General features: G+C 72.4%; 14 protein-coding genes. 4 read left to right on the forward strand and 10 right to left on the reverse strand.

The window, feature by feature from the left end; translation table 11 throughout:
* Window positions 1-74: 74 nt before the first annotated feature.
* The 4 genes from OG753_RS06930 to OG753_RS06945 form a co-directional block, all read right to left on the reverse strand.
* Window positions 75-1,241, reverse strand: a complete 1,167-nt coding sequence (locus tag OG753_RS06930) for a thiolase domain-containing protein (RefSeq protein ID WP_405787645.1) — start codon at window positions 1,239-1,241, stop codon at window positions 75-77.
* Entirely contained in the window at window positions 1,238-2,296 is a 1,059-nt protein-coding gene (locus OG753_RS06935; RefSeq protein ID WP_405787647.1) for a thiolase domain-containing protein, read from the reverse strand. Before OG753_RS06935 ends, OG753_RS06930 begins: the two co-directional genes overlap by 4 nt.
* Window positions 2,296-3,255 carry a Zn-ribbon domain-containing OB-fold protein gene (locus OG753_RS06940; protein WP_405787648.1) on the reverse strand — a complete coding sequence of 320 codons (960 nt, stop codon included), beginning with the start codon at window positions 3,253-3,255 and terminating at the stop codon, window positions 2,296-2,298. The genes OG753_RS06935 and OG753_RS06940 overlap by 1 nt, the downstream gene beginning before the upstream one ends.
* A 388-nt stretch (window positions 3,256-3,643) precedes the next feature.
* Window positions 3,644-4,444 (reverse strand): crotonase/enoyl-CoA hydratase family protein, encoded by an 801-nt coding sequence (locus OG753_RS06945; RefSeq protein WP_405787650.1) that lies wholly within the window; start codon window positions 4,442-4,444, stop codon window positions 3,644-3,646.
* A 199-nt stretch (window positions 4,445-4,643) separates the two neighbouring features.
* On the opposite strand from OG753_RS06945, the gene OG753_RS06950 reads away from it, so the two are divergent.
* Window positions 4,644-6,272 carry an acyl-CoA synthetase gene (locus OG753_RS06950; protein ID WP_327260912.1) on the forward strand — a complete coding sequence of 543 codons (1,629 nt, stop codon included), beginning with the start codon at window positions 4,644-4,646 and terminating at the stop codon, window positions 6,270-6,272.
* Window positions 6,273-6,377: 105 nt separating this feature from the next.
* Here OG753_RS06950 and OG753_RS06955 read toward each other — a convergent pair whose 3' ends face one another.
* On the reverse strand, window positions 6,378-6,902 hold the full coding sequence (locus OG753_RS06955; RefSeq protein WP_405787652.1) for a hypothetical protein: 525 nt from the start codon (window positions 6,900-6,902) through the stop codon (window positions 6,378-6,380).
* Between the two features lie 134 nt (window positions 6,903-7,036).
* Window positions 7,037-7,888, reverse strand: a complete 852-nt coding sequence (locus tag OG753_RS06960) for an alpha/beta fold hydrolase (RefSeq protein WP_405787654.1) — start codon at window positions 7,886-7,888, stop codon at window positions 7,037-7,039.
* A gap of 105 nt (window positions 7,889-7,993) precedes the next feature.
* On the opposite strand from OG753_RS06960, the gene paaK reads away from it, so the two are divergent.
* Both paaK and OG753_RS06970 read left to right on the forward strand, forming a co-directional pair.
* Complete coding sequence (paaK, locus tag OG753_RS06965; protein WP_405787655.1) at window positions 7,994-9,295, forward strand: phenylacetate--CoA ligase PaaK; 1,302 nt, start codon at window positions 7,994-7,996, stop codon at window positions 9,293-9,295.
* A gap of 90 nt (window positions 9,296-9,385) precedes the next feature.
* Complete coding sequence (locus tag OG753_RS06970; RefSeq protein WP_405787657.1) at window positions 9,386-10,231, forward strand: YhjD/YihY/BrkB family envelope integrity protein; 846 nt, start codon at window positions 9,386-9,388, stop codon at window positions 10,229-10,231.
* An 86-nt stretch (window positions 10,232-10,317) separates the two neighbouring features.
* Here the strand turns inward: OG753_RS06970 and OG753_RS06975 are convergent, their stop codons facing one another.
* Complete coding sequence (locus OG753_RS06975; RefSeq protein ID WP_405787659.1) at window positions 10,318-11,841, reverse strand: fatty acyl-CoA synthetase; 1,524 nt, start codon at window positions 11,839-11,841, stop codon at window positions 10,318-10,320.
* A 157-nt stretch (window positions 11,842-11,998) separates the two neighbouring features.
* Between OG753_RS06975 and OG753_RS06980 the strand changes: the two genes are divergently transcribed.
* Complete coding sequence (locus OG753_RS06980) at window positions 11,999-14,491, forward strand: penicillin acylase family protein (protein WP_405787661.1); 2,493 nt, start codon at window positions 11,999-12,001, stop codon at window positions 14,489-14,491.
* Between the two features lie 60 nt (window positions 14,492-14,551).
* Here the strand turns inward: OG753_RS06980 and OG753_RS06985 are convergent, their stop codons facing one another.
* From OG753_RS06985 to OG753_RS06995, 3 genes are all read right to left on the reverse strand, one after another.
* Window positions 14,552-15,655, reverse strand: a complete 1,104-nt coding sequence (locus OG753_RS06985; protein ID WP_405787662.1) for a calcium:proton antiporter — start codon at window positions 15,653-15,655, stop codon at window positions 14,552-14,554.
* 221 nt (window positions 15,656-15,876) lie between these two features.
* Window positions 15,877-17,460 (reverse strand): acyl-CoA synthetase, encoded by a 1,584-nt coding sequence (locus OG753_RS06990; protein ID WP_405787664.1) that lies wholly within the window; start codon window positions 17,458-17,460, stop codon window positions 15,877-15,879.
* A gap of 5 nt (window positions 17,461-17,465) precedes the next feature.
* Window positions 17,466-18,581: an NAD(P)H-dependent flavin oxidoreductase gene (locus tag OG753_RS06995; protein ID WP_405787666.1), complete on the reverse strand. Its 1,116-nt coding sequence runs from the start codon at window positions 18,579-18,581 to the stop codon at window positions 17,466-17,468.
* Between the last annotated feature and the right edge of the window lie 62 nt (window positions 18,582-18,643).

The raw sequence follows: 18,643 nt of genomic DNA on the forward strand, positions 1-18,643 counted from the left end.
GACAGGCCACGGTGAGTCACCCGTGGCCTGTCCGGCACCCCGGCCGGCCCCTCCGTCGTCGGCCGGGCCCGTGTTCAGGAGGTCGGCTCCTGTGCCCCCACCAGCCACATCGCGAAGAACTGCGCGCCGCCGCCGTACGCGTGCCCCAGCGCCCGGCGGGCGCCCGGAACTTGATGTTCGCCGGCCTGGCCGCGGACCTGGAGGGCCGCCTCCGCGAAGCGGATCATGCCGGAGGCCCCGATCGGGTTGGTGGACAGCACCCCGCCCGAAGGATTGACCGGAAGGTCCCCGTCGAGTTCGGTGACGCCGGCCTCGGTGAGCTTCCAGCCCTCGCCCTCCGCCGCGAAGCCGAGGTTCTCCAGCCACATCGGCTCGTACCAGGAGAACGGCACGTACATCTCGACCGCGTCGATCTCCCGGCGCGGGTCGGTGATCCCGGCCTGGCGGTACACGTCGGCCGCGCAGTCCTTGCCCGCCTGCGGCGAGACGAAGTCCTTCCCCGCGAAGAGGGTGGGCTCGCTGCGCATCGCTCCGCCGTGCACCCAGGCGGCCGGCTTCGGCGAACGGCTCGCACCCGCCCGGTCGGTGAGGATCATCGCGCAGGCGCCGTCCGAGGAGGGGCAGGTCTCCGAGTAGCGGATCGGGTCCCACAGCATCGGCGAGGCCTGGACCTTCTCCAGGGTGATGTCGTGCTCGTGCAGGTGCGCGTACGGGTTCTTCAGCGCGTTGCGCCGGTCCTTGTAGGCCACCAGCGAGCCCACCGTGTCCGGCGCGCCGGTGCGCCGCATGTAAGCGCGCACGTGCGGGGCGAAGAACCCGCCGGCGCCGGCGAGCAGCGGCTGCTGGAAGGGCACGGGGAGCGAGAGGCCCCACATGGCGTTGGATTCGGACTGTTTCTCGAAGGCGAGGGTCAGGACGGTGCGGTGGACGCGGGCCGCCACCAGGTTCGAGGCGACCAGGGCGGTGGACCCGCCGACGGAACCGGCGGTGTGCACGCGCAGCATCGGTTTGCCGACGGCGCCGAGGGCGTCCGCCAGGTAGAGCTCGGGCATCATCACCCCCTCGAAGAAGTCGGGGGCCTTGCCGATGACGACCGCGTCGATGTCCGCCCAGGTCAGTTCGGCGTCCGCGAGGGCGCGCGCCGCCGCCTCGCGGACGAGTCCGGCGATGGAGACGTCGTGGCGGGCCGCCACGTGCTTGGTCTGGCCGATCCCGACGACGGCCACGGGCTCCTTGCTCATGCTCGGTCCCCTTCCAGGACGGCGACCAGGTTCTGCTGGAGGCAGGGGCCGGAGGTGGCGTGGGCGACGGCGCGGTGCGACTCGCCGCGGTGGATGCGGGCGGCCGCCTCGCCGATGCGGATGAGGCCGGCGGCCATCATCGGATTGGCGGCGAGCGCTCCGCCGGAGGGGTTGACGGCCACGTCGTCGGCGAGCCCGAGCGCCTTGCGGAGCACGACCTCCTGGGAGGAGAACGGCGCGTGCAGTTCGGCCGTGTCCACCGGGGCCTCGAAGACGCCCGCGTGCTCGGCGGCGATCCGGGTGGACGGGGAGTCGGTGAGGTCGCGCAGGCCCAGGCTGTGGGCCTCGATGCGGTGGTCGATGCCGGTGATCCAGGCGGGGCGTTCGCACAGCTGCCGCGCGAGGTCGCCGGCGGCGAGCACGACGGCGGCCACGCCGTCGCCCACGGGCGGGCAGTCCCCGGTGCGCAGCGGCCGGACCTGGTAGTCGCCCTGCGGGACAGAACCGCGGAGCTGGGCGTGCGGGTTGGCCCCGGCGTCCGCCCGGCTGCGCGCCCCGATCGCGGCCAGGGCGCTCTCGTCGGTCTCGCCGGCGTCGATCAGGGCCCGGGCCTGGAGGGCGGCGAGGGCCACCGAGTCGGGCCAGAGCGGGGCGACGTAGTACGGGTCGAGCTGGCGGGTCAGCACGTCGCGCACCGTCCCCGGCGAGGACTTCCCGTACGAGTAGACGAGCGCGGTGTCGGCCTCGCCGGTCTGGATCTTGACCCAGGCCTCGTAGAGGGCCCAGGCGCCGTCCATCTCGACGTGCGACTCGGAGATCGGCGGCCAGGCTCCGACCCCGTCGAGGGTCATGGTGAAGGAGAAGGCCCGGCCGGCCAGGTAGTCGCTGGAGCCGGAGCAGGTGAAGCCGATCTCGCCGGCCTTCAGGCCGGTGGCGGCCAGCACCTGGTGGAGGACCGGCATGACCATCTCGACTTCGCTGAGCTCGTCGGTGCGGCGCAGGTGGTCGCTCTGTGCGAAGGCGACCACCGCGACCTCGCGGGCGTATCGGGCCATCAGATGAGCTCCTTGTACGCGTCGTAGTCCGCGTCCGGTTCGCCGGTGGGGCGGTAGTGGTCGGGGTAGCGGCCGCCCTCGGTCCATACGGGCTCGACGCGCAGGCCCATGCGGACCTGGTCGTAGGGGATGCCGCCGATCCGGCCGTGGAGGGCGAGGCCGGCGCCGTCGAGGGCGATGTGGGCGTAGACGTAGGGGACTTCGATGTCGAGGTTGCGGGCCTTGATGTTGACGATGCAGTACGTCGTGACCGTGCCCGCGGGGCCGACCTCGACCCGGTCGGTGGTGGCCACCCCGCAGGTGGGGCAGGCGCCGCGCGGCGGGACGTACACCTTGTGGCAGGAGGGGCAGCGCTCGCCGACGGTCCGCCGGTCGGAGAGGGCGTTGATGTACGCCGTCTGGGCGCGGCCGGGGCTGTAGACGTAGTCGAGGCGGGCCTCGGCGACGATGCCGGTGACGGCGTCGGTGAAGTCCCCGTCGTGCGGGAGCGCTGCCCCGCCCGCGGGGCCCTCGTACGGTTCGAAGCAGGCGATGTCGGTGATGGCGCCGGTGCGTTCGGCGGCCCAGCGGACCCGCACGCGCATCCCGGTGCGGACGGCGTCGGGGCCGGGAGCGTCGAGGACGTGCAGGAGGGCGGTGTCGGCGCCGTCGAGCTTGACCAGTACCCAGGCGAAGGGGGTGTCCAGGGGCTGCTGGGAGCGGGGCCGGTCGTTCCACGCCCAGGTGGTGACGGTCCCGGTGGCGGCGACCTCGACGAGGTCGCGGATCTCCTCGGCGGTGACGGGGTCGTACTCGACGGGCGGGACCATCACCCTGCCGTCGGAGGTCTTCACACCGAGGACGGTGCGCTCGCGCAGGCCGCTGAGGAAGGCGCTCTGGACGGGCCCGAGGGAGCGGGTGAAGGGGAACTCGACGATGAGGGGTGCGCGGAGGATCTCCGGTGGGGAGGCAGCTGTCATGACGGTTCTCCGATGCGATCGATTCGTGTACGGACGGTGGGAACGAGCACAAGCCCTCCCGGGCCCCACCGGCGCTGCTTCCAGCCCGGCCGACGTTCGGGGCTCCGCTTCTCAGCCCGGCGCGGCGTTCGGGGCGCCGCTTCCAGCCCCGCCGGCGTTCGAGGCGCCGCCTCTCAGCCCGGCTCGGCGTTCGAGGCGCCGCTTCCAGCCCCGCCGGCGTTCGAGGCGCCGCTTCTCAGCCCGGCTCGGCGTTCGAGGCGCCGCTTCCAGCCCCGCCGGCGTTTGAGGCGCGGGGGTCCGGGGGCAGCGCCCCCGGCGACCGGCCCGCACCCGGACTCGGGCGCGGCCACGGGCACCGGCACCGGCACGGCACCCGGCCCGGCCCCGCCTACTCGCGCCGATACACCGCGGGCCGCTTCTCCGCGAAGGCCCGCGCCCCCTCCTTCGCGTCGGCCGTGTCGAAGATCGGCCACCCCCGCAGGAGTTCCGACGCCAGCCCCTCCCGCTCCGTCAGCTCGGCGGTCTCGTAGACCGACGCCTTGACCGCCTCCACCGCCAACGGCCCGCACTCGTTGATCCGTTCCGCGATCTCCAGCGCCGCCGCCAGCGCCGTGCCGTCCGGCACGACCCGCCCGACCAGCCCGATCCGCTCGGCCTCCGCCGCGGAGTAGGCGCGTCCGGTCAGCAGCATCTCCAGGGCGTGCGTACGCGGGATCTGCCGTGGCAGCCGCACCGTGGAGCCGCCGATCGGGAAGAGCCCGCGCTTGACCTCGAACAGCCCGAAGGTCGCGCCCTGCGCCGCCACCCGGATGTCCGTGCCCTGCAGAATCTCGGTCCCGCCGGCCACGCAGTATCCCTCCACCGCCGCGATCACCGGTTTGCGCGGCCGGTGGTGGCGCAGCATCGCCTTCCAGTGCAGGTCGGGGTCGGCCTTGAGGCGGTCCCGGTACCGGTCGCCCGCCATCCCCTTGCCGGCCAGGGCCTTGAGGTCCATTCCGGCGCAGAAGTCCCCGCCCGCACCCGTCAGGACCACCGAGCGGATCCCGTCGTCGGCGTCCGCCTCCAGCCAGCCGTCGTACAGCCCCACCAGCAGCGGCAGCGAGAGCGCGTTCTTCGCCTCGGGCCTGTTCATGGTGAGCACCAGCGTGGCGCCGTGCCGATCCACGGTCAGGTGTTCTGTCCCACCCATTGCCGTCCTCCCGTCTCAAGACCTAGAACAGGTTGCAGTAGGGGCGGGAGCAGTTCAATAGTTTTCTGACACCCAGTCAGATTTCTTGGGCGGCGCCCTTCCCAGTTGCCCTCTCCGGCGCTCTAATGACCGCCGGAGCAGGCCGGCCACGGGGCCAGTCGTCGGGTACATCGGGAAACATTCGGGGTCAGGAGGAACGGTGGAGTACAACCTTGCCGACCTGTTCGAGTCGGTCGTGGACGTGGTCCCGGACCGCGAGGCCCTCGTGTACGTGGACCACCCCGGGACGGGCGCCGAACGCCGCCTGACGTACGCGGAGCTCGACGAGGCGGCGAACCGGATCGCGCACCACCTGCTCGACAGCGGCCTGACGGCCGGCGAGCACCTGGGCCTCCACCTCTACAACGGGATCGAGTACCTGCAGACCGTACTGGCCTGCCTGAAGGCCCGGCTGGTCCCGGTGAACGTCAACTACCGTTACGTGGAGGAGGAGCTGGTCTACCTCTACAACGACGCCGATCTCGCCGCCCTCGTGTTCGAGGGCGAGTTCACCGAGCGGGTCGCCGCCGCGCTCCCCCAGACGCCGGGGCTCCGGCACCTGATCCGGGTCGGCGAGACTCCCGAGGCCGCTCCGGAGCCCTCGATCGCGCCGGTCCCGTACGCGGACGCGGAGGCGTCCGGCTCTCCGGGGCGAGGATTCCCGCCGCGCAGCCCCGACGACCTGTTCATCATCTACACCGGTGGCACGACGGGCATGCCCAAGGGCGTGATGTGGCGGGCCGAGGACCTCTTCTTCGCCGGGCTGTTCGGCGGCGAGCCCTCGGGCGAGCCGGTGAAGCGGCCGGAGGAGCTGGCCGAGCGGGTCGCGGCGCGCGGCGCCGGGCTCACCTTCTTCCCGGCTCCCCCGCTGATGCACGGCACGTCGACGCTGACGTCGTTCATCGCCTTCAACTACGGGCAGCGGGTGGTCATCCACCGCAAGTACGCGCCCGAGGAAGTGCTCCGTACGATCGAGAAGGAGAAGGTCTCGAGCGTGTCGCTGGTGGGCGACGCGATGCTGAGGCCGCTGATCGACGCCCTGAACGGGCCGCTCAAGGGCACGGACCTGTCGTCGCTGTTCAGCGTCTCCTCGTCCGGGGCGATCATGTCGGAGACGGTACGTGCCGAGTTCCAGCGGCTGGTGCCGAACGTGCTGCTGCTGAACAACTTCGGGTCGTCCGAGTCCGGTTCCAACGGCCGCGCGACGGACGACTCCGGCCCGGAGAAGGGCTTCCGGCTGGAGGTCAACGACCGTACGCAGGTGGTGGACCCGGTCACGCACGAGCCGGTGGCGGTGGGCGAGCCGGGACGCCTCGCCCAGCGCGGGCACGTCCCTCTCGGCTACTACAACGACCCGGCGAAGACCGCCGAGACCTTCTTCCAGAAGGGGACGGAACGCTGGGTGCTGCTCGGCGACATGGCGACCGTCGACGAACAGGGCATCGTCACGGTGCTGGGGCGCGGCTCGCAGTGCATCAACACGGGCGGCGAGAAGGTGTATCCGGAGGAGGTCGAGCAGGCGCTGAAGTCCCACCCCGACGTGTACGACGCCCTGGTGGCCGGGGTCGCGGATCCGACGTGGGGCAGTCATGTCGCCGCGGTGGTGCAGGTCCGGGAGGGCGCCCCGGCGCCGTCCCTGGACCAGATCCAGAGCCACTGCCGCACCCGGCTGGCGGGCTACAAGATTCCGCGCCAGCTGGTCATCGCGCCCGCCATCCAGCGTTCCCCGAGCGGCAAGGCGGACTACCGCTGGGCGAAGGCGGTGGCGACGGAGGCGGACACGGCCTGACCTGAGCTGACCTGAGCTGACCTGAGCTGACCGGGCGAGGTTCGCGGGCCCGTCGGTGGGGCTCCCGCCGACGGGCCGTGCGGGTCGCGTCCCCCGCATCCGCGCTCAGGAGGCAGCGGGTGCGGGTGTGAGGGCAGGAGAGGGGGACGCCGGGGCGGTGGTGGCCCCCTCGCCGGCGTCCACGCAGTTCAGCGATACGAGGACCAGCGCCTGCGGACCCGGTCCGGAGTCACCCGAGAAGCCGGCCACGACCGTCCAGTTGCCCTTCCTGAGAAGGTTCTGCGACTCCCAGCCCATGTTGGGGTCGTCCTGCCAGCCGTGCTCGGAACGGGCCCGCGCCAGGGCCGCCTTGAAGGCGGCCGCCACCGTCTCCTGCGCATGGTGCCCCGAGAGCCGTTCGGAACACATGCCGTTGAGGTTGGAGGGTTCGCGCCTCATCACGATGCCCTCGGCCGCCAGTGCCGCCGTCATCTCCCCCACCGCCGTGTCGGCGGACATCGGCGGGCCCGAGAAGCGCGGGGGCAGGGGGCCGAGGTCACGCAGCGGATGCGCGCAGGCCGTCGCCGTCGCCGCCGTCAGTGCCGCCAGGGCCAGGCCCCCCAGGGCTGCGCGTGCCCGTATTCGTCGCACGATGATGTCCGTCCTCCCGGTTCGCGGTGCAGCCGGCCAGTCTGCCATCCCGGCGATCTTGACGGATCAGCAACCAGCGGCCACCGGCCGACTGCCGACTGGGCCGCAAACCCCGGCCCCGCCGCCTCGCATCGTCAGGCTCCCGCCGCCAGGAACCGCTCCACGCGGGCCGCGAACCAGGCCGCGTCGTCCAGCCACGGGAAGTGGCCGGCCCGGGGCTGGACGTCGACCGAGCCCCGCGGGAACAACGTGGCGAGCCGGGCCGCCAGGGCGGGGCGGGGGTTGCCGTCCAGTTCCGCGGCCAGCACCAGGACCTCGCCCGCGACCCGGCGGAGCGCCTCACGGGTGGCGGGCGGGTCGAAGGCGCCGGGGCCCGCGTAGACCTCGGCGGCCTTCTCGTTCTGCTGCCGCGCGTTCGCCGCCCAGTGCGCCCGGGCCGTCGCGTCCCAGTTCCCGTAGAACACCGGCGCGGCCAGCTCCCAGTCCTCCTCGCCGTGGGCGGTGTCCCCGAGGATCCGCTCGTAGGCCGCGATGGCCGTGTCGTACGGCTCGCCGCCCGCCCGCAGCCGGGCGCCCTCCAACCGGTCCTCGGCGACGACCGGGAGGTCCACGGCCCACGCGGTCGGGGTGACCAGGACGGTCCGGCGCAGCCGCTCGGGGTGCGCGGCCGCGTAGAGCTGGGCGAGGTTGCCGCCGGCGGAGTGGGCGAGGAGGTCCATGCGCTCCAGGCCCAGGTGCGCCCGCAGCGCCTCCACGTCGCCGACCTGATGGTCGACGCGGTACGTCGACTCGTCGGCCGGTACCGCGGAGTCGCCCGTGCCGCGAAGATCGAGGAGGATCAGAAGGCGTCCGTCCGCCAGCCCGCCGAGGTCTCCCAGATATGTGGAGGCCCGCATGGCGCCACCCGGGATGCAGACCAGTGGCTCACCGTCCCCCTGGAGGTGGTAGGCGAGTTCGGTTCCGTCGTAGGTGATGAAGGTAGGCATGCCGGCCATCACAACAGACGATCACTCGTTCGAGTCATTGATTTAACCTGCGGATTTCTGGCAATCTACCGAATGATCGGTCGGTTCTCATGGTGAGGTGACGGCATGGCGGCGTACGCGGATCTCCACGACGAGGGCGAGCGGCTGGGCCGCGACGAGCTGGCGGCCCTCCAGCTCACCCGGCTGCGCGCCACCCTGCACCGGGCGTACGAGAACGTGCCGTTCTACCGGCAGGCCTTCGACAAGGCGGGCGTGCATCCCGACGACTGCCGGTCCCTCGCCGACCTCTCCCTGTTCCCCCTGACGACCAAGGCCGACCTGCGCGACCAGTACCCCTTCGGGATGTTCGCCGTACCGCGCGAGCAGGTGCGCCGCATCCACGCCTCCAGCGGCACCACCGGGCGTCCGACCGTCGTCGGGTACACCGACGGGGATCTCGCCACCTGGGCGGATGTCGTCGCGCGCTCCATACGCGCGGCGGGCGGACGGCCCGGCCAGATCATCCACATCGCCTACGGGTACGGGCTGTTCACCGGCGGCCTGGGCGCGCACTACGGCGCCGAGCGCCTCGGCTGTACGGTCGTGCCCGCGTCGGGCGGGATGACGGACCGGCAGGTCCGCCTCATCGAGGACTTCAGGCCGGAGGTCATCATGGTGACCCCCTCCTACATGCTGACCCTGCTGGACGAGATGGAGCGCCAGGGGATCGACCCGCGCGCCACCTCGCTGAAGACGGGGATCTTCGGAGCCGAGCCGTGGACCGAGGAGATGCGCCGGGAGATCGAGGAGCGCCTCGGCATCGACGCGGTGGACATCTACGGCCTGTCCGAGGTCATAGGACCGGGCGTGGCGCAGGAGTTCGCGGAGACCAAGGACGGCCTCCACATCTGGGAGGACCACTTCTATCCCGAGGTGGTCGATCCGCTGACCGGTGCGGTGCTGCCGGAGGGCGAGCCGGGCGAGCTGGTGTTCACCTCCCTCACCAAGGAGGCCATGCCGGTCATCCGCTACCGCACCCGGGACCTGACCAGGCTGCTGCCCGGCACGGCCCGGCCGGCCTTCCGCCGGATGGAGAAGATCACGGGCCGCAGCGACGACATGATCATCCTGCGCGGGGTGAACATGTATCCGACCCAGATCGAGGAGATCCTGCTGCGGACGCCGGGCCTGGCTCCCCACTTCCAGCTGCGACTGACCCGCGAGGGCCGGATGGACGCCCTGACGGTACGGGTGGAGGCGCGCCGGGAGACGGACGACGACCGGCGGCGGGACGCGGCCGCCGCCGTGGTCCGGGCCGTCAAGGAGGGGATCGGGGTTTCCGTCCGGGTCGAGGTGGTCGATCCGGAGACCTTGGAGCGTTCGGTGGGGAAGATCAAGAGGCTGGTCGACCTCCGCAGCGCCGGGTAGCCCCGGTCCGGGCGGCTGAAACCACCCCTTCGGGCCCATTTCGGGGCGGCTCCCGGGAGCGGGCGGACGCGCGCGGGTAGGGCATGAAGTGTGATCTCCACCGTCCGCCAGCTCTACGACCGGCTCCAGGGCTCCCAGATCGGGCTGGCCTGGAGCCGCGGCCGGGAGATGGAGCTGATGCACCGGGCGATGGGCTTCGCCGCCCTCGGCTTCCTCACCCTGGTGCCGCTGCTCGTGGTCGTGGCGGCCGCAGCACCGGGAAGCGGATCGGGGTTCGGCCGCTGGCTCGGCCAGGCTCTCGGGGTGACGGAGGCCTCGCGGGTCCGGGTCGAGATGCTGTTCGGCGCGGCGGACCTGGCGCTGGAGCGGACCACGGCGTTCGGTCTGGCCGCGCTCGCGGTGTTCGGCCTGACCTTCGGCTCGGCGGTGCAGACCGGCTACGAGAAGGTCTGGGACCTGCCGACCATGCGCTGGCACACCATGTGGCGGCACGTCGTCTGGCTCGCTCTGCTGGTCTGCTACCTCGGGCTGCTCGTGGGGATCCCGGCCCCGTCGAAAAGCGTCGTCGGCTCGGTCCTCGGCGCTCTGGGCGACCTCGTCGGAACCTTCCTGTTCTTCGTCGGCGGGCAGCGTCTGCTGCTCGGCGGCCGGGTCCGCTGGCGCGCACTGGTACCGGGGGCGGTGGCGACCAGCCTCGGGCTGCTGGGGCTGCGGATCTTCTCGCAGCTGGTCTTCTCCCCGCTCATCGCGTCCAACGCCGTCATCTACGGCCCCTTCGGCACCCTCCTCGTCGTGCAGTCCTGGCTGGTGGGCGTGGGCTTCGTCGTCTACGGCGGCGCGCTCGTCGGCCGGCTGGTGCACGAGCACCTCACCCTGCGGCGGCTGCGGCGCAGCGGGCTCTTCCCTCCCGAGGACCCCGCCACCCACCATGCGTGACGGCACCGACCGGGGTCGGAACCTCCGGCACCCCTGACCAAGACGCCCGGCCGGCCTCCCCTACGCGGGGAGGCGGGGCGGAGGGGTCAGCTGCCGGGCTCCGCGAAGCGGTCGCGGAGTTCCCGCTTGAGGATCTTGCCGCTGGCGTTGCGCGGCAGGGCGTCCACGAAGAGCACCCGCTTCGGGGCCTTGAAATGGGCGAGTTTCTCTCGCGCGTAGGCCATCAGCTCCGCCTCGGTCACCTCCCCCCGCGGTACCACCAGCGCCGTGACCGCCTCGATCCAGCGCTCGTCGGGCAGGCCGATCACCGCCGCCTCGGCCACGCCCGGGTGGGTGTAGAGCACGTCCTCCACCTGCCGTGAGGCGACCAGTACCCCTCCCGAGTTGATGACGTCCTTCACCCGGTCCACGACCGTGTAGTAGCCCTGCGCATCGCGCACCGCGAGGTCGCCCGAGCGGAACCAGCCGTCCCGGAAGGCCTTCTCCGTGGCCACCGGGTCGTTCCAGTACCCCTGGCACAGCTGCGGCGAGCGGTAGACCACCTCGCCCGCCGTCCCGTCCGGCACGTCCTTGCCGTCCTCGTCGACGATCTTCGCCTCGACGTGCCGCACGGGCCGCCCGCAGGAGTCCATCCGTCCCTCGTGCTCCCGCGGCCCGAGCACCGTGGCCAGCGGGCCGATCTCGCTCTGGCCGAAGCAGTTGTAGAAGCCGAGCCCCGGCAGCCGCTCGCGCAGTCGTTCCAGGACCGGAACCGGCATGATCGAGGCCCCGTAGTAAGCCTTCCGCAGCGGGCCGAGCTCGCGCGCCGCGAACTCCGGGTGATTGGCCAGGCCGATCCACACCGTCGGCGGTGCGAAGAGGCTGTCCGCCTCCCCGGCCTCGACGAGGTCGAAGATCCGCTCCGCGACCGGCGCGTCCACGATCGTGTTCCGCGCCCCCACCGCCAGGTACGGCAGCAGGAAGACGTGCATCTGCGCCGAGTGGTACAGCGGCAGCGAGTGCACGGGCCGGTCGTCCTCGGCCAGGTCCAGCGCCTCGATCGCGCTCTCGTACTCGTGGACGAGCGCCCGGTGCGTCATCATCGCGCCCTTGGGCAGGGCGGTGGTCCCCGAGGTGTAGAGGAGCTGCGCCAGCGTGCCCGGGTCCCGGCCGGCGTCGAAGGGCAGCGGCTCCGCCAGGTCGGCCAGGAAGGAGCCGGGGGCGTCGCGCAGGGCCCGTACCCGGTACCCCTCGGGAATCCGCCCGGCCAGGTCCGGATCGGCGAGGACCAGGGCGCTCTCCGAGTTGTCCAGGATGTGGGCGAGGTCCTCGCCGGTGAGGTTCTGGTTGACCGGGACGTGGGTGAGCCCGGCCCGGGCGCAGGCGAGGAAGGCGAGGAGATAGGCGTCCGAGTTGTGGGCGAAGGTGGCGACCCGGTCCCCCGCGGCCAGCCCGTACCGCTCGCGCAGCACGGCGGCGCCGGTGGTGACCGCCTCGTCGAGTTCCGCGTACGTCCAGCTCCGCCCTCCGTAGCGGACGGCCGGGCGGTCCGGGACCCGCCGCGCACTGTCCCGCACCAGCCCGTCGACCGTGTTGTCCCGCACTGCCCGCACTGCCCGTGCTGCCGTCATGGCGCGATCCTCGTCCGCCGGTGCACCCAAGGTCAATAACCGGATACCAAACGGCATGTTGACAGATCATCGGACCGCCTGAATGAGTGTGGGGGCACGGACGCACCGCCTGTCCATCGGGTAACCACGCCCATCCACAGGCTACTTGGGAGGACTGTTGCATCTCAGAACTCGTCCGATACTCCGCCGCGTCGCCCTCACCGGCGCCGCCCTGCTCGCCGCGACGGCCGCGATGCCGCAGACCGCGGCGGGGGCGGCGACCGACGACCGGACACCGGCCGGGCGCGGCGGCCTGTCCGCCGTCGTCCGGTACACCGAGAACGGCATACCGCACATCCTCGCCCGCGATTACGCGCAGCTCGGCTTCGGCACCGGCTGGGCCCAGGCCGCCGACCAGGTCTGCGTCCTCGCGGACGGGTTCGTGACCCTCTCCGGGGAGCGTTCCCGCTGGTTCGGCCCCGACGCCGCACCCGATTTCTCGCTCTCCTCGGCGACGAAAAACCTCTCCAGCGACCTGTACTTCAAGGGGGTCCGGGAGTCCGGCACGGTGGAGAAGCTGCTGGCCACGCCGGCCCCGGCCGGACCCACCAAGGACCTCAAGGAGCTGATGCGCGGCTGGGCCGCCGGTTACAACGCCTGGCTCGCCCAGAACAAGGTCACCGACCCGGCGTGCAAGGGCGCCGGCTGGGTCCGCCCGGTCACCACGGCCGACGTGGCCGCCCGCGGCTTCGCAGTCTCGGTCCTCGGCGGCCAGGGCCGCGGCATCGACGGCATCACGGCGGCGCAGCCCCCCGGGCCCGGCACGGCGGGCGACACGGGCACGGCGGGCGACACGAGCAGGGCGGGCGCGGCGGGCAGGCCGGGCGACGTGGCCGGCCCCGGGTCCGATCCGGCGGCCGCCGCCGAGGCGGCGAGGGAGTTCTTCGACACCAGCCGGTACGACATGGGCTCCAACGCGGTGGCCTTCGCCGGCTCCACCACCGCGAACGGACGCGGCCTGCTGCTCGGGAACCCGCACTACCCGTGGCACGGCGGGCGCCGCTTCTGGCAGTTCCAGCAGACCATCCCGGGCGAGCTGAACGTCTCGGGCGCCTCCCTGCTCGGCACCGCCGTGGTCAACGTCGGCTTCAACGAGAAGGTGGCCTGGAGCCACACGGTGGCCACCGGTACCCCGGTGAACCTGCACCAGCTCACCCTGGACCCGGCCGACCCGACCGCCTACCTGGTCGACGGAAAGCCGGAGCGGATGACCCGGCGGACCGTCACCGTCCCGGTGGCGGGCGGCGATCCGGTCACCCGCACCCAGTGGTGGACGCGCTTCGGACCGGTGCTCTCCGGCCTCGGACCGGGCCTGCCGCTGCCGTGGACCGCGCAGACGGCGTACGCGCTGAACGATCCGAACGAGGCCAACCTGCGCGGCTCCGACACCGCCCTCGCGATGGGCAGGGCCCGTTCGGTGGCCGGTGTCCAGGACGCGCTGAAGCGCACCCAGGGCCTGCCCTGGGTCAACACCGTGGCCGCCGACTCCGCGGGCGGCACCCTCTTCACCCAGACGCAGGTGCTCCCCCGGATCACCGACGAGCTGGCCGCCCGCTGCTCCACCCCTCTGGGCCGGGCCACCTACCCGGCCTCGGGACTGGCGGTGCTCGACGGATCCCGCGCCGACTGCGCGATCGGCTCGGACCCGGACGCGGTGCAGCCGGGCGTCTTCGGCCCCGGCAAGGCGCCGACGCTCCTGAACGCCCCGTACGCCGAGAACTCCAACGACAGCGCCTGGCTGGCCAATGCCGACCGGCCGCTGACCGGCTACGAGCGGATCTGGGGCACCGTGGCCACCCCCCGCTCCCTGCGCACGCGCGGCGCGGTCGAGGACGTGTCCGCGATGGCCGCGAAGGGCCGCCTGACGGTTGCCGACCTGCAGAGGCAGCAGTTCGCCGACCGCGCCCCGGCCGGTGATCTGGCGGCCGCGGACGCGGCGAAGGCGTGCGCCGCGCTGCCCGGCGGGACGGCGACGGCGAGCGACGGAAGTGCGGTGGACGTCTCGGCGGCCTGCGGGGTGCTGGCGAGCTGGGACCGTACGACCGACAGCGCCAGCCGCGGCGCGCTGCTCTTCGACCGGTTCTGGCGCAAGGTGACGGCTTCGACGCCCGCCAAGGACCTGTGGCTGGTGCCGTTCTCGGCGGCCGATCCCGTACGCACTCCCCGTACGCTCAACCAGGCGGCGCCCGGCATCGGGCGGGCGCTCGCGGACGCGGTGGCGGAGCTGAGGGCGGCCGGGATCGCGCTGGACGCACCGCTGGGTGAGCACCAGTTCGTGCTCCGGGGCGGGCGCAAGCTGCCGGTGGGCGGCGGTACGGAGGCGCTCGGCGTCTGGAACAAGGTCGAGGCGCCCTGGAACGCGGCGGCCGGCGGCTACCCGGAGGTCTCGAGCGGGTCCAGCCACATCCAGGCGGTCGGCTGGGACGGCGGCCGCTGTCCCGTGGCCCGCACCCTGCTGACGTACAGCCAGTCCTCGAACCCGCTCTCGCCGTACTACGCGGACCAGACCCGGATGTACTCCGAGGAGCGCTGGGTCACGGCACGCTTCTGCGAGCGGGACATCCTCACCTCGCCGAAGCTGAAGGTGGTGCCGGTGCGCGAACGGCGCTGATCTCTTGGATCTCTTGGCTCCGTGACCGCTGCGCTGCGTGCCTCTTCCCCGCTCCGGCCCTCACGGGCTGACGGCAAGGAAGAGGTACGCGGCGAGCAGCACGATGTGCACGCCGCCCTGGAGCAGCGTGGCCCTCCCCGGGACGATGGTGAGGGCGCTGACCACGACGGTGAGGGCGAGCAGCACCATGTGGATCGGGCCGAGGCCCAGCAGGAGCGGGCCGGAGAGCCAGATCGAGGCCAGGGCGATGGCGGGGATGGTCAGGCCGATACTGGCGATGGCGGAGCCGTAGGCGAGGTTGAGGCTGGTCTGCATGCGGTCGCGGCGGGCGGCGCGGACGGCGGCGAGGGTCTCGGGCAGCAGGACGAGCAGGGCGATGATCACACCGACGACGGCCTGGGGCAGGCCTGCGGCCGCGACGGCCCGCTCGATGGTCGGGGAGACGGCCTTGGCGTCGCCGACCACGGCGACGAGCGCGACCAGCAGCAGGCCGAGGCTGATGAGGGCGGCGCGGGCGGTGGGCGGGTCCGCGTGCTCCTCGCCCTCGCCACGCCCCTGTCCGGTGTCCACGGGCAGGAAGTAGCTGCGGTGACGGACCGTCTGGACGGCGACGAAGAGCCCGTACAGCGCGAGCGAGGCGACGGCGGCGAACGTGAGCTGCGCGGTGGAGAACTCCGGGCCCGGCTTGCTGGTGGTGAAGGTCGGCAGGACCAGGCTGAGGGTGGCCAGGGTCGCGACGGTCGCGAGGGCCGCACCGGACCCCTCGGGGTTGAACACGGCGATCCGGTTGCGCAGGGCGCCGACGAGCAGGGAGATGCCGACGATGCCGTTGCAGGTGATCATGACGGCGGCGAAGACCGTGTCCCGTGCCAGCGAGGCGGTCTTGTCGCCGCCGTCGACCATCAGCGTGACGATGAGCGCCACCTCGATCACCGTGACCGCGACGGCGAGGACGAGGGAGCCGAAGGGTTCACCGACCCGGTGGGCGACGACCTCGGCGTGGTGGACGGCGGCCAGCACCGCGCCGGCGAGACAGAGCGCGACGATCCCCACCGCGAAGCCGGGTAGGTCCCGGCCCCAGCTGAGGACGAGCGCGACCAGCGCCACCACGGGGACCACCACGGTCCAGTCGGTCAGGAGAGATCTGCGCGCAGTCGTACTCATATCAGCCAAGTTGCCAGAAGTATCCCGTCTGTGCGGCGCAAGGCGCGCCTCCGGGCCCTTGACGTGGCTTTTCTCACGACATCGCCCGGTGTGGCGGGCGGGGCGCGCCGGAACCTGCCGGTTTCCGGCGCCGCCCTCGTACGGCCCGACCGGCCCGCTCGGCGCCGCCGCGGCCCGCGCACCGAGTCCGAGCCCGCGCACCCGGGCCCGTACGGCCGGCATCACAGCGGTCGGTCGTGGCCCTCCCAGTAGGGGTCGCGCAGTCGCCGCTTGTAGAGCTTGCCGTTGGGGTCGCGCGGCATCGTCTCGATGAAGTCGACCGTCTTGGGGCGCTTGTACCCGGCGAGCTGCCGTTCGCAGTGGTGCAGGATCTCCGCGGCCAGGGCGTCGCCCGCGACGAAGCCCTCGGCCGGTTCGATGACCGCCTTGACCTCCTCGCCCCAGTCTGCGTGCGGGATGCCGAAGGCGGCGGCGTCCGCGACGGCCGGGTGGGTGAGCAGGGCGGACTCGATCTCGGCCGGGTAGATGTTGACCCCGCCCGAGATGATCATGTCGATCTTGCGGTCGCGGAGGAAGAGGTAGCCCTCCTCGTCCATCAGCCCCAGGTCGCCGACGGTGAAGAAGTCGCCGATCCGGTTCTTCCTCGTCTTGCCCTCGTCCTTGTGGTAGCTGAAGCCGCCGGTGTTCATCTTCAGGTAGACGGTGCCCAGTTCCCCGGCGGGCAGCCGGTTGCCGTCGTCGTCGAAGACGGCGAGCTCGCTGATCGGCCAGGCCCTGCCGACGGTTCCCGGCTTCTTCAGCCAGTCCTCGGCGGTCGCGAAGGCGCCGCCGCCCTCGCTCGCCGCGTAGTACTCCTCGACGCAGCGGCCCCACCAGTCGATCATGGCCCGCTTGACGTGGTCCGGGCAGGGCGCGGCGCCGTGGATGGCGTGCCGCATCGAGGAGACGTCGTAGGCGTCCTTCGTTTCCTGCGGGAGGGCGAGGAGCCGGTGGAACTGGGTCGGCACCATGTGGGTGTGCGTGCAGGCGTGACCGTCGATGAGCCGCAGCATCTCCTGCGGGGTCCACTTGTCCATCAGGACCAGCGGGTGCCCGATGTGCAGGGCGGCGCCCGCGAACTGGAGCACGGCGGTGTGGTAGAGCGGCGAGCAGACCAGGTGGACGTTGCCCTCGAAGGGCCGGATGCCGAAGATGCCGAGGAAGCCGCCCAGGTACGTCTCCTCCGGGAGCTTGCCGGGCAGCGGGCGGCGGATGCCGCGGGGCCGGCCGGTGGTGCCGGAGGTGTAGTTCATGACCCAGCCCAGGGTGCGGCCCTCGGGCGCGCCCGAGGGCTGCCCGTCGAGGAGCTCCGCGTACGGCCTGAAGCCCGCGACCGCTCCGACGGCGTAGCGGTGGCTCGCGGGCAGGCCGGCCTCGTCGGCCGCGGCGGTGGCGGCGTCGGCGAAGCGCTCGTGGGCGATGAGGACCTTGGCTCCGGAGTCCGAGACGATCCAGGCGATCTCGGGGCCGACGAGGTGGTGGTTGACGGGAACGAGGTAGAAGCCGGCCTGGGAGGCGGCCAGGTAGGCGGTGAGGAACTCGACGCCGTTGGGGAGGACGACGGCGAAGACGTCGCCCTTCTCGAGGCCGGCTGCGCGCAGGCCGTGGACGAGGCGGTTGACGTCGGCGTGCAGCCGGCCGGCGCTCCATTCCTCGCCCTCGGGGGTCACCAGCACGGTGCGCCCGGGGTCGGCGGCTGCCTGGGCCCAGAAACCGTTGGGCGGCTGCTGGTCGGCGGCGGGGGTCGTGGACGTCGTGGCGGTCATGTCTGTCACGCCTCTCGGACTCGGCCGGCGATGCGGTTGATGCGGTCGATCGCCTTCTCGAACCCGCTGGTGAGGTCGTCGAAGACGGCCTGGACGCTGCGCTCTTCGGTCATCCGGCCGACGATCTGCCCGACGGGGGTGCCGAGCAGCGGCTGGATCTCGTACTTCTGGATCCGGGACACGGCCTCGGCGACCAGCAGACCCTGGAGCGGCATGGGGAGGGCGCCCGGGCCCTCCGGGTCGTCCCAGGCGTCGGTCCACTCGGTGCGCAGCTGGCGCGCGGGCTTGCCGGTGAGCGCCCGGGAGCGGACGGTGTCGCCGGAGCCGGCGGCGAGCAGTTTCGCGGTGAGGGCGCGCGAGTGGAGGTCGGCCTCGGTGGTGGTGAGCCAGAGGGAACCGAGCCAGGCGCCTTGGGCACCGAGGGCGAGTCCGGCGGCGATCTGCTCGCCGCTGCCGATGCCGCCGGCGGCGAGGACCGGGAGCGGCGCGACGGCCTCGACGATCTCGGGGACCAGCACCATGGTGGCGATGTCGCCGGTGTGGCCGCCGGCCTCGTAGCCCTGGGCGACGACGATGTCGATGCCCGCCTCGGCGTGGCGACGGGCGTGTTTGGCGCTGCCGGCGAGGGCGGCGACGAGGACGCCGTGGTCGTGGGCGCGCGCGATGACGTCGGCGGGCGGGGAACCGAGCGCGTTCGCCAGGAGTTTGATGGGGTAGTCGAAGGCGACGTCGAGCTGATTGCGCGCGACCTGCTCCATCCAGCCGGTGATCCGCCAGCCGGAGGCCTCGCCCTCGGCGAGCTCGGGCACGTGGTGCTTGGCGAGGGTGTCGCGGACGAAGTCGCGGTGGCCGGCCGGGATCATCGCCTCGATGTCGGCTTCGCTGATGCCGTCGACGGCCTTCCTGGCGGGCATGACGACGTCGAGGCCGTAGGGCTTGCCGTCGGTGTGCGCCTGCATCCAGTCGAGGTCGCGCTTCAGGTCGTCGGGGGCCGTGTAGCGGACCGCGCCGAGCACACCGAAACCGCCCGCGCGGGTGATGGCAGCGGCGACCGCCGGGAAGGGCGTGAAGCCGAAGATGGCGTGCTCGACTCCCAGTTTCTTGCTCAGCTCCGTCTCCATGGGCGGCAGGATGCCGCAGCCCGGCGGCCGAGGGAAGAGATTTTCTGATGCAGTGTCAGATT

Source organism: Streptomyces sp. NBC_00029, assembly GCF_045160505.1.
Lineage (GTDB): Bacteria > Actinomycetota > Actinomycetes > Streptomycetales > Streptomycetaceae > Streptomyces.